At 61.5% G+C, this 11,486-nt stretch carries 7 protein-coding genes; 6 read left to right on the top strand and 1 reads right to left on the bottom strand.

The window, feature by feature from the left end; genetic code table 11:
- The first annotated feature begins 360 nt into the window (after positions 1–360).
- Positions 361–990 (top strand): MarC family protein, encoded by a 630-nt coding sequence (locus FA04_RS07150; protein WP_034791266.1) that lies wholly within the window; start codon positions 361–363, stop codon positions 988–990.
- A gap of 112 nt (positions 991–1,102) precedes the next feature.
- Here the strand turns inward: FA04_RS07150 and FA04_RS07145 are convergent, their stop codons facing one another.
- Positions 1,103–1,663, bottom strand: coding sequence for a single-stranded DNA-binding protein (locus FA04_RS07145; RefSeq protein WP_034791264.1), 561 nt, complete (start codon positions 1,661–1,663; stop codon positions 1,103–1,105).
- 279 nt (positions 1,664–1,942) lie between these two features.
- On the opposite strand from FA04_RS07145, the gene uvrA reads away from it, so the two are divergent.
- From uvrA to FA04_RS07120, 5 genes are all read left to right on the top strand, one after another.
- Positions 1,943–4,864, top strand: coding sequence for an excinuclease ABC subunit UvrA (gene uvrA / locus FA04_RS07140; RefSeq protein ID WP_034791261.1), 2,922 nt, complete (start codon positions 1,943–1,945; stop codon positions 4,862–4,864).
- 44 nt (positions 4,865–4,908) lie between these two features.
- Positions 4,909–5,361, top strand: coding sequence for a GNAT family N-acetyltransferase (locus FA04_RS07135; protein ID WP_051659220.1), 453 nt, complete (start codon positions 4,909–4,911; stop codon positions 5,359–5,361).
- A gap of 42 nt (positions 5,362–5,403) precedes the next feature.
- Positions 5,404–6,207 carry a DUF72 domain-containing protein gene (locus FA04_RS07130; RefSeq protein ID WP_034791394.1) on the top strand — a complete coding sequence of 268 codons (804 nt, stop codon included), beginning with the start codon at positions 5,404–5,406 and terminating at the stop codon, positions 6,205–6,207.
- A gap of 787 nt (positions 6,208–6,994) precedes the next feature.
- Positions 6,995–10,792 carry a vitamin B12-dependent ribonucleotide reductase gene (locus FA04_RS07125; RefSeq protein ID WP_034791212.1) on the top strand — a complete coding sequence of 1,266 codons (3,798 nt, stop codon included), beginning with the start codon at positions 6,995–6,997 and terminating at the stop codon, positions 10,790–10,792.
- Positions 10,793–10,925: 133 nt separating this feature from the next.
- Positions 10,926–11,354 (top strand): GNAT family N-acetyltransferase, encoded by a 429-nt coding sequence (locus tag FA04_RS07120; protein WP_034791210.1) that lies wholly within the window; start codon positions 10,926–10,928, stop codon positions 11,352–11,354.
- Positions 11,355–11,486: the final 132 nt, after the last annotated feature.

The following is an 11,486-nucleotide window of genomic DNA, read 5'->3' as shown; positions in this document are numbered from 1 at the left end:
GCCAATTTGCGGCCTTTGGCGCCACTTGCCCCCCGGACTGTGAAGATGTCCTTGTAATGCCTTGATTCGCTGTACGATTCACCCAGTTATCCCGATCGGGATCGATGAGCCGCACAGCAGTTGTGAACAGTCTTTTGCCGCCGGAGCAGGCTTTTCTAGGGCATCGCGCCGGAAATCGGAAGACCCTGTCCGTCAAAGCCCGACTCGCCGCGGATTTCCAGCCTCTACGCTCGCAGCGATTGCTGATTAAGTCATTGCTGAGACTTTGTTTGTCTGCCCCTTCCCAATGCCCGGCCGCTTGCCTAACAATGTAGACATGCCACCGGGAAAACCCGGGGCAAAATCCGGAAGGGGAAACGGATGTTCAATGTCGACCTCCTGGTCAATGCGCTGACGACGCTTCTCGTCACGCTCGATCCGCCTGGCCTCGCGCCGATCTTCCTGAGCCTCACGGTCGGCCTCAGCCGGCAGGAGCGCTTTCAGGTGGCCACCCGTGGCTCGCTGATCGCCTTCTTCATCCTGGCGGCCTTTGCGCTCTTCGGAAACAGCATCCTCGGCCTGCTCGGCATCTCGATCGGCGCCTTCCGTATCGCCGGCGGCCTGCTGCTCTTCTGGATCGCCTTCGAGATGATTTTCGAGAAGCGCCAGGAGCGCAAGGAAAAGACCGGCGAGAATGCGACAGTCAAGGACCACATTCACAACATCGCGGTCTTCCCGCTGGCCCTGCCGCTCATTGCCGGGCCAGGCGCGATTTCGGCAACGATCCTGCTTGCCGGCTCGTTCCCGACCGCTGTCGAGCGCACTCAGCTCCTGATCGTCATCGCGCTGTCGATGCTCAGCCTGTTTCTGGCGCTGGTCATCGCTGAACGCGTCGATCGCTTTCTCGGCGTCACCGGCCGCGCCATCCTCACCCGACTGCTCGGCGTAATCCTGGCAGCACTCGCGGTGCAGTTCGTCGTCGACGGCGTCAAATCCGCGATGACGACCTGAGGTCGGATGGCTGGGCGCATCCTTCGCCCGATGCAGTCGAAGAAGACCGGAAACGAAAAACGCCACGTCCCGAGGACGTGGCGTTTTTTCTGTAAATAGGATCCGCTTGCGATCAGAACGGAATATCGTCGTCCATGTCGCGCGAGAAGCCGCCGCCCTGGCCGCCTTGACCGCCCTGGCCACCGCCCGAGCGACCGCCGCCAGAGGACTGGCGCGGCTGGTCGTAATCGTCGTAACCGCCGCCGCCATAGTTGCCGCCGCCGCCGAAGTCACCCGCTCCACCGCCGCCGCCACGGCTGACACCGGAGCCGCCGCCTTCGCCGCGGCCGTCAAGCATGGTCAGCGTCGAGTTGAAGCCCTGCAGCACGACTTCGGTCGAGTAACGGTCGTTGCCGTTCTGGTCCTGCCACTTGCGGGTCTGCAGCGCGCCCTCGATGTAGAGCTTGGCGCCCTTCTTCACATATTGCTCGACAACCTTGCAGAGGCCTTCGTTGAAGACCACGACCGTGTGCCATTCGGTCTTTTCCTTGCGCTCACCGCTGTTGCGGTCGCGCCAGGTCTCCGACGTTGCAATGCGCAGGTTGGCGATCGGCCGGCCGTCCTGCGTGCGCCGGATTTCCGGGTCTGCCCCGACATTTCCGATCAAGATCACCTTGTTGACGCTTCCAGCCATGTTGCTTTTCCCGTGGTTTCACCGGGCCATGGACCCGGCTTGGAATTTCAAGAGCGCGCATCTTAGCGGCCTGATGCCGCCGATACGCCCCGCCTCGCACATAATCCACAACAGTTTTGGTCGTTTTATGGGCGATTTGTTCTTTATTTGTTCTAGTATTTGGCTATGATCCTGTCAACCGACTCGAATTGGCCGCCTGTTTTGCCGATTGCGCCTCGACATGGGCGTTGGCGTCATTACATAGGGGGCTTTCAACCGACATGCAAAAGCTGGCTTCCGATGAGTGAACTCAAGACCATCTCCATTCGTGGTGCGCGCGAGCACAATCTGAAAGGCATCGACCTCGATCTGCCGCGCAACAAGCTGATCGTGATGACCGGCCTTTCCGGCTCGGGCAAGTCCTCGCTTGCTTTCGATACGATCTATGCCGAAGGCCAGCGCCGCTATGTCGAAAGCCTTTCGGCCTATGCGCGCCAGTTCCTCGAAATGATGCAGAAGCCGGACGTCGACCAGATCGACGGCCTGTCTCCGGCGATCTCGATCGAGCAGAAGACGACGTCGCGCAATCCGCGCTCGACGGTCGGTACCGTCACCGAAATCTACGACTATATGCGCCTGCTCTTTGCGCGCGTCGGGGTCCCCTATTCGCCGGCGACGGGTCTGCCGATCGAAAGCCAGACGGTGAGCCAGATGGTCGACCGGGTGCTCGAATTCGGTGAAGGCACGCGCCTCTATATTCTTGCGCCGCTCGTGCGCGGCCGCAAGGGCGAGTACAAGAAAGAACTCGCCGAACTGATGAAGAAGGGCTTTCAACGCGTCAAGGTCGACGGCACCTTCTACGAGATCGCCGAGGTGCCCGCACTCGACAAGAAGTACAAGCATGACATCGACGTCGTGGTCGACCGCGTGGTCGTGCGGCCCGACCTCGCCTCGCGCCTTGCCGACAGCCTTGAGACCTGCCTGACGCTCGCCGATGGCCTCGCAGTCGCCGAATTCGCCGACAAGCCGCTGCCACCCGAGGAGACCGCTGCCGGCGGCTCGGCCAACAAGTCGCTGAACGAAACCCACGAGCGCGTGCTGTTTTCGGAAAAGTTCGCCTGCCCGGTTTCCGGCTTCACCATTTCCGAGATCGAGCCGCGGCTGTTCTCGTTCAACAACCCCTTCGGCGCGTGCCCGACCTGCGACGGTCTCGGCAGCCAGCAGAAGATCGACACGGCGCTGATCGTGCCGGAAGAGCACCGGACGCTGCGCGACGGCGCAATTGCGCCCTGGGCGAAATCCTCCTCTCCCTACTACAACCAGACGCTGGAAGCGCTCGGCAAGGTCTTCGGCTTCAAACTCGGCAGCCGCTGGAACGAGCTGTCGACTGCGGCGCAGAACGCGATCCTGCACGGAACGGAAGAGAAGATCGTCTTCCATTACGAGGACGGTGCCCGCTCCTACAACACCACCAAGAACTTCGAGGGCATCGTGCCCAACCTCGAGCGCCGCTGGAAGGAAACCGACAGCGCCTGGGCGCGCGAGGAGATCGAGCGCTACATGTCGGCTGCGCCCTGCCCGGCTTGCGCCGGTTTCCGCCTGAAGCCGGAAGCGCTGGCGGTCAAGATCGACAAGCTGCATATCGGTCAGGTGACCGAAATGTCGATCCGCGTTGCACGCGACTGGTTCGAGGTCCTGCCGGAGCATCTGAATGCCAAGCAGAACGAAATCGCCGTCCGCATCCTGAAGGAAATCCGTGACCGACTGCGCTTCCTCAACGACGTCGGTCTCGAATATCTGAGCCTGTCGCGCAATTCCGGAACGCTCTCAGGCGGTGAAAGCCAGCGCATTCGGCTGGCCTCGCAGATCGGCTCCGGCCTCACCGGCGTTCTCTACGTGCTCGACGAGCCGTCGATCGGCCTGCACCAGCGCGACAACGCCCGCCTGCTGGACACGCTTCGGCATCTGCGCGACATCGGCAACACGGTGATCGTCGTCGAACATGACGAAGACGCGATCCTGACGTCCGACTATGTCGTCGATATCGGCCCGGCTGCCGGCATCCATGGCGGCGAAGTCATCGCGCAAGGGTCGCCGTCGGACATCATGGCCAATCCGAAATCGCTGACCGGCAAGTATCTGTCCGGCGAGCTTTCGGTTGCCGTTCCCTCCGAACGCCGCAAGCCGAAGAAGAAAAAGGAAATCACCGTCGTCGGCGCCCGCGCCAACAACCTGAAGAACGTCACCGCCTCGATCCCGCTCGGCGTCTTCACCGCCGTTACCGGTGTCTCCGGCGGCGGCAAGTCGACCTTCCTGATCGAGACGCTCTACAAGGCCGCCGCCCGCCGCATCATGGGCGCGCGCGAAAACCCGGCCGAGCACGACCGCATCGATGGCTTCGAGCATATCGACAAGGTGATCGACATCGACCAGTCGCCGATCGGTCGTACCCCGCGCTCGAACCCGGCAACCTATACCGGCGCCTTCACGCCGATCCGTGACTGGTTCGCCGGCCTGCCGGAAGCCAAGGCACGTGGATATCAGCCGGGCCGGTTCTCCTTCAACGTCAAGGGCGGCCGCTGCGAGGCCTGCCAAGGCGACGGCGTCATCAAAATCGAGATGCACTTCCTGCCGGATGTCTACGTCACCTGCGACGTCTGCCACGGCAAGCGCTACAACCGCGAAACGCTCGACGTGCATTTCAAGGGCAAGTCGATCGCCGACGTGCTCGACATGACCGTCGAGGAAGGCGTCGACTTTTTCGCCGCCGTTCCCTCGGTGCGCGACAAGCTCGTCACGCTCAACCAGGTCGGCCTCGGCTATATCAAGGTCGGCCAGCAGGCCAACACGCTCTCGGGCGGTGAGGCCCAGCGCGTCAAGCTCGCCAAGGAACTGTCGAAGCGCTCGACCGGTCGCACGCTCTACATTCTCGACGAGCCGACCACCGGCTTGCATTTCCACGATGTCGCCAAGCTTCTTGAAGTTCTGCATGAGCTCGTCAACCAGGGCAATTCGGTCGTCGTCATCGAGCACAATCTCGAAGTCATCAAGACTGCCGACTGGGTGATCGACTTCGGCCCTGAAGGCGGCGACGGCGGCGGCGAAGTCATCGCCAAGGGCACGCCGGAAGACGTGGTCAAGGAAAAGCGGTCCTATACCGGCCAGTTCCTGAAGGAGCTGCTGGAGCGCCGGCCGATGAAGAAGGTCGAAGCAGCAGAGTAAGTCTGCCGATCTGGTCGGCGCGCTTTAGGAGCGATCACGGCATGATGCGGCCTGCTCGTCTGGAAGATCTGGCCGCCGTTCAAAGCGTGACGGAGGCGGCCTATGAGCCCTATCGGGCGCTCTTTGGTGGGCCGCCGCTCCCGGTCACCGAGGACTACGCGCCTCGCATCCTTCGCGACGAGGTCTGGCTTCGGGAGCGAGATGAGGTTGTCTCGGCACTTGCCGTTTTCGAACGGCACGCCGATCACCTTATGATCTTCAGCCTTGCGGTTGCCCCGGCCTATCAGCGCCAGGGGTTCGGCATCGAATTGCTGCGCTTCGTGGATGCCAAAGCGGCCGAGTGGGGCTTGCCGGAGGTGCGGCTCTACACCAAGTCACGCATGGAGCGAAACATCGCGCTCTATCGCGCCTATGGATTTCAAGAAACGGGTCGCCGACCCAATCCCTATCGTCCAGGGTGGGCACTCGTGGACATGACGAAATCGATCAAAGACTGAAAAGCACGCGGTCAAGCGATGGCCGTTGTTGAGGAGGATGGCATGGCAAAATCCGGAAAGATCCGCGTTGGTATCGGCGGCTGGACCTTCGAGCCCTGGGAAGGCACCTTCTATCCCGACACGCTGGCAAAGAAGCGGCAGCTCGAATATGCCGGCAAGCAGTTGCGGGCAATCGAGGTGAACGGCACCTACTATTCGTCGCAGAAGCCGGAGACCTTCGCCAAGTGGGCGTCGGAAGTGCCCGACGATTTCATCTTCTCCCTGAAGGCGAGCCGCTTCGTCACCAACCGCAAGGTTCTCTCGGAAGCCGGTGAATCCATGGAGCGATTCCTGACGCAGGGACTGACCGAGCTTGGGCCTCATCTCGGCCCCATCCTCTGGCAGTTCGCGCCGACGAAGAAGTTCGAGCCCGACGATTTCGAAGGCTTTTTGAAGCTTCTGCCGGATAAGCAGGACGGCTTGCCGCTGCGCCATGTGGTCGAGGTCCGCAACCCGACCTTTCAGTCTCCGGATTTTGTCTCCCTGTTGGAGAAATACGGCGTCGCCGTGGTGCTCGCCGAGCATGCGGACTATCCGATGATCGCCGATGTCACTGCCGATTTTGTCTATCTGCGCCTGCAAAAGGGCAGCGACGACATCAAGACTTGCTATGCTGCCGACAAGCTCGACCTCTGGGCCGAACGCGCCAAGGCGTTTGCGGCGGGCGACGAGCCGAGTGGGCTTGAAAAAAGCGCGCCTGATCGCACGGCCAAGAAGGAGCCGCGTGACGTGTTTGCCTACTTCATCACCGAGGGCAAGGTGAATGCGCCGAACGGCGCACGCGAGCTGCAAAAGCGCGTCGATTGAGATCAGCAGGGCCAGACCGCGCGCAGACGCGTCTGGCCCGCCTAGGGCGCATCCGCGCCCGAGAGCCCCACCACGCTTGGAGTCTCGTGCCTGTCGCAAGGCGTTGATGTTCAGGCGTGCCGAGGCCGCGCCGACGTCGGCTGCGAACCAAATGCCGGTGCTTACGGGACCGCCAAAAAACGAATCACTGCCCCACCCCATATCGCTTTCACCGATGCAACCGAGCCTGCCGTAAGGGACACTTTTTATGCGGGTTTTTACCCGTCAAAATTTCGATTGCGTGCCGACCGTTGCGTCAGTCTCACAGGCAACCTCCGGAAGTGCCTGATTTTCATGGCGTTGACCGATGTCCCCGTTTTCCACAGCCGGTCCACACAACATCTAGGGCTCAAACTTCCGTCACAAACCACCCCTTGACGCCTCCGGACGATTCACGGTTAATGGATTTCACGTTGCAACGGCGGCGGACCGGATTGTTCAAGTCCCGGTTCCTCTCCCCAAATCGGCGGTTCTGAAAGGCGGCAGTCATGGATTTCACCATGGGGTCGCCCTGAGGATTTCTGTGCGATTTTTCGGGTCCACCGGGGCAATATTTGGCTGGCATGAAGAAGTTGTTGATACTATATTTAGTATTTGCAGACAGCCTATCTCACAAGATACAGGGTCACCCAGTTATGGGTTTCTCTCCAAGGACGGAAGCTGAGACTGGCTGCGGGATGCCCCTCGCGGCCGGGCGGGGACAATTGCGCCTGTGGCGGGCGCTAGGCAACACGAAGGACCAGGGACAATGAAGATCGAACGTCGTTTCACAAAAGCCGGGCAATCCGCTTATGCGGAGATCGAATTCCGCAAGGCTACGAGTGAAATCAAGAACCCCGATGGTTCGATCGTTTTCCGCCTTGCCGATATCGACGTGCCGGCTCAGTTCAGCCAGGTTGCCGCCGACATTCTCGCCCAGAAGTATTTCCGCAAGGCCGGCGTTCCCGCCAAGATGAAGCGCGTCGAGGAGAACGATGTCCCCTCCTTCCTCTGGCGCGCGGTTCCCGACACGGATGCGCTGAAGGCGCTGCCGAAGGATGAGCAGTACGGTTCCGAAACCGATGCCCGTCAGGTCTTCGATCGCCTGGCCGGCACCTGGGCCTATTGGGGCTGGAAGGGCGGCTACTTCGACACCGAGGAAGACGCTTCGGCCTTCCAGGACGAACTTGCCTACATGCTCGCCACCCAGCGCGTCGCGCCGAACTCGCCGCAATGGTTCAACACCGGCCTCCACTGGGCCTATGGCATCGACGGCCCCGGCCAGGGCCACTTCTATGTCGACCCCTTTACCGGCAAGCTGACCAAGTCCAAGTCAGCCTATGAGCATCCGCAACCGCATGCTTGCTTCATCCAGTCGGTCGGTGACGATCTCGTCAACGAAGGCGGCATCATGGATCTGTGGGTGCGTGAAGCGCGCCTGTTCAAGTACGGTTCTGGCACCGGCTCCAACTTCTCTTATCTGCGCAGCGAAGGCGAAAAGCTCTCGGGCGGCGGCAAATCCTCCGGCCTGATGTCGTTCCTGAAGATCGGCGACCGTGCTGCCGGTGCCATCAAGTCGGGCGGCACCACCCGCCGCGCCGCCAAGATGGTCGTCGTCGACATCGACCATCCGGATATCGAGGAATACATCAACTGGAAGGTCAAGGAAGAGCAGAAGGTTGCCGCCCTCGTCACCGGTTCCAAGGTCGTCGCCAAGCATCTGAAGGCGATCATGAAGGCCTGCGTCAACTGCGAAGGCACCGACGACGCCTGCTATGACCCGAAGCAGAACCCGGCGCTGAAGCGCGAGATCCGCGCGGCCAAGCAGGCGCTGGTTCCGGAAAACTACGTCCAGCGCGTTATCCAGTTCGCGAAGCAAGGCTACAAGGACCTTGAGTTCAAGACCTACGACACCGACTGGGATTCGGAAGCCTACCTCACGGTTTCGGGCCAGAACTCCAACAACTCGGTCTCGATCAAGGACGACTTCCTGCGCGCCGTCGAAGCCGATGGCGACTGGCACCTGACCGCCCGCAAGGACGGCCGCGTCATGAAGACGCTGAAGGCACGCGACCTCTGGGAATCGATTTCCTACGCCGCCTGGGCGTCGGCCGATCCGGGCCTGCACTTCAACACGACCATGAACGACTGGCACACGAGCCCCGCTGCCGGCCCGATCCGCGCATCGAACCCGTGCTCGGAGTACATGTTCCTCGACGACACCGCCTGCAACCTCGCCTCCCTGAACCTGATGATGTTCAAGGACGCGGCGACCAAGCGCATCAACATTGCAGACTACGAGCACGCCGTCCGCCTGTGGACGATCGTTCTCGAAGTCTCGGTCATGATGGCGCAGTTCCCGTCCCGCGAGATTGCCGAGCTTTCCTACGAATACCGCACGCTCGGCCTTGGCTACGCCAACATCGGCGGCCTCTTGATGTCCTCGGGCATTCCCTATGACTCGACCGAAGGCCGCGCCATCGCCGGTGCGCTGACGGCGATCATGACCGGTGTCTCCTATGCCACCTCGGCCGAGATGGCCGAAAAGCTCGGTCCGTTCCCGGGCTTTGCGCCAAACCGCGACAACATGCTGCGCGTCATCCGCAACCATCGCCGCGCCGCCTATGGCGAGACGACCGGTTACGAAGCGCTTTCGGTCAACCCGGTCGCGCTCATCCATGCCGACAATCCGGACCAGGACCTCGTCATCCACGCCATGAGCGCCTGGGACAAGGCACTGGAACTCGGCGAAAAGCACGGCTATCGCAACGCCCAGGCAACGGTTATCGCGCCGACCGGCACGATCGGCCTCGTCATGGACTGCGACACGACCGGCATCGAGCCTGACTTCGCGCTGGTCAAGTTCAAGAAGCTCGCCGGCGGCGGCTACTTCAAGATCATCAACCGCGCCGTTCCGGAAGCGCTGCGCTCTCTCGGCTACAGCGAAAGCCAGATCGCCGAAATCGAAGCTTACGCAGTCGGTCACGGCAACCTGAACCAGGCTCCGGCGATCAACCCGTCGACGCTGAAGGCCAAGGGCTTCACCGACGAGAAGGCGGAAGCCGTCAACGCCGCGCTGAAGTCCGCTTTCGACATCAAGTTCGTCTTCAACCAGTGGACGCTCGGCGCCGACTTCCTCAAGGGCACGCTGAAGGTCTCCGACGAACAGCTCGCTGCGATGGACTTCAACCTGCTCGACCACATGGGCTTCTCCAAGAAGGACATCGAAGCGGCGAACATTCACGTCTGCGGCGCGATGACACTCGAAGGTGCACCGTTCCTGAAGAACGAGCACCTGCCCGTCTTCGATTGCGCCAACCCCTGCGGCAAGATCGGCAAGCGTTATCTCTCGGTCGAAAGCCACATCCGCATGATGGCGGCCGCCCAGCCGTTCATCTCGGGCGCGATCTCCAAGACGATCAACATGCCGAACGAGGCGACCGTCGAGGACTGCAAGAACGCCTATATGCTTTCGTGGAAGCTGGCGCTGAAGGCAAACGCGCTCTACCGTGACGGCTCCAAGCTGTCGCAGCCGCTGAATGCCTCGCTGATCGAGGACGACAAGGACGAGGATGCACTGGAGGATCTGATCCAGGCGCCCGCCGCCGCCCAGGCCGTCACCATCACCGAGAAGATCGTCGAGCGCGTCATCGAGAAGGTGATCCGCGCCCGCGAAAAGCTGCCGAACCGCCGCCAGGGCTACACCCAGAAGGCCGTCGTCGGTGGTCACAAGGTGTATCTGCGCACCGGCGAATTCGGTGACGGCCGCCTCGGCGAGATCTTCATCGACATGCACAAGGAAGGGGCCGCCTTCCGTGCGATGATGAACAACTTTGCCATCGCCATCTCGCTCGGCCTGCAGTACGGCGTGCCGCTCGAAGAATATGTGGAGGCCTTCACCTTCACCAAGTTCGAGCCGGCCGGCATGGTCCAGGGCAACGACGCGATCAAGAACGCGACGTCGATCCTCGACTACGTCTTCCGCGAACTGGCGGTTTCCTATCTCGGCCGTCACGACCTCGCCCATGTCGACACGTCAGACTTCGGCAACACCGCGCTCGGCAAGGGCATTCAGGAAGGCAAGACCAACCTGATCTCGACCGGCTGGACCCGCGGCTACAAGCCGACGATCGTCGGCGGCACCGGTGACCGGGCCTCCAGCGAGCCGAAGGGCTCGTCGACGGCAGCCCCTGCCCGCGCCTCCTCTGGCGCAACCGTAACGGCGATCGCCGGAAACACGGTGCGCAAGATCGAGACGACGACGGCGATCGCAACCTCCGAAATCGTCGCCTTCAAGCGCGACTATGAAGAGCGCGCTGCTGAACTGGCAGAAGAGATCGCCGACGAAGTCGAGCAGGAAGTAACCGCCCTCTTCTCCGACAAGGCGGCCGCCGAAGCGGCATCGGCCAAGTCGGACGCCAAGAAGGTGGAAGCTGAGCGCCGCGCCCGCTCGATCATGCAGGGCTACACCGGCAACATGTGCACCGAATGCCAAAACTTCACGATGGTGCGCAACGGTACCTGCGAGAAGTGCGACACCTGCGGCGCGACGAGCGGCTGCAGCTAAGCGGCCCGTCGTCGTCGTTGATGACGACGACGACCACCATCATTGCCAACCCGAGGTTTTCCTCGGGTTGGATTTCTCTAGAGAACAAAACGAGAATTTATAGACCGAACCACCATTCGACCAAGTTCCCATCATGCTCACCCCGATCATAGACATCCTTCTCGAAGACCCCAATCGGGATGACCTCAGCGGCATCGTTGCGCCGCTGGATGCCTATAACGATGCCCATAGCGGCATGGTCGACCTGCCCGGTTTTGCCATCGTGCTTCGCGATCCGGAGACGAAAGTCGCGACGGGTGGGCTCTATGCGACGGATGGCTATGGCTGGGGCTTTATCCGTTACCTCGCGGTCCCGGATGAGTACCGCGGCCAGGGCCTTGGCCGGCGCCTTGTCGAAGAAGCGGAGAAGATCGCGCGCCAGCGCGGCTATGTCGGCCTTTGGCTCGACACCTTCGAATTCCAGGCCAGGCCCTTTTATGAAAAACTCGGCTTCGAAGTTTTCGGCGAGCTTGAAGGTGGTGATGGGGCGATTGCGCGCTACTTTCTAAAGAAGCGATTCTGACGCCGGAAAGCCACGATCCGAAGAAGCAACCGCGCTTTGGGGGCCCGAAAGCGAGAGTATGCGGCTGCCCCAACGGTATACACGGCCCGACGCTTATTCCGGACGGACGCCCTTGTTGCCCTGTAGCGCGTT

The sequence above is a fragment of the Ensifer adhaerens genome, from assembly GCF_000697965.2.
Taxonomy (GTDB): Bacteria; Pseudomonadota; Alphaproteobacteria; order Rhizobiales; family Rhizobiaceae; genus Ensifer; species Ensifer adhaerens.
The sequence above is the reverse complement of the archived record's forward strand: the minus strand, read 5'-3'. Positions and strand labels throughout refer to the sequence as shown.

What these genes read in the sequence shown, in the direction of transcription:
- FA04_RS07150 (WP_034791266.1), top strand. Translation starts at nt 361, where the DNA reads ATGTTCAATGTCGACCTCCTGGTCAATGCGCTGACGACGCTTCTCGTC.
- FA04_RS07145 (WP_034791264.1), bottom strand. Translation starts at nt 1,663, where the DNA reads ATGGCTGGAAGCGTCAACAAGGTGATCTTGATCGGAAATGTCGGGGCA.
- uvrA (WP_034791261.1), top strand. Translation starts at nt 1,943, where the DNA reads ATGAGTGAACTCAAGACCATCTCCATTCGTGGTGCGCGCGAGCACAAT.
- FA04_RS07135 (WP_051659220.1), top strand. Translation starts at nt 4,909, where the DNA reads ATGCGGCCTGCTCGTCTGGAAGATCTGGCCGCCGTTCAAAGCGTGACG.
- FA04_RS07130 (WP_034791394.1), top strand. Translation starts at nt 5,404, where the DNA reads ATGGCAAAATCCGGAAAGATCCGCGTTGGTATCGGCGGCTGGACCTTC.
- FA04_RS07125 (WP_034791212.1), top strand. Translation starts at nt 6,995, where the DNA reads ATGAAGATCGAACGTCGTTTCACAAAAGCCGGGCAATCCGCTTATGCG.
- FA04_RS07120 (WP_034791210.1), top strand. Translation starts at nt 10,926, where the DNA reads ATGCTCACCCCGATCATAGACATCCTTCTCGAAGACCCCAATCGGGAT.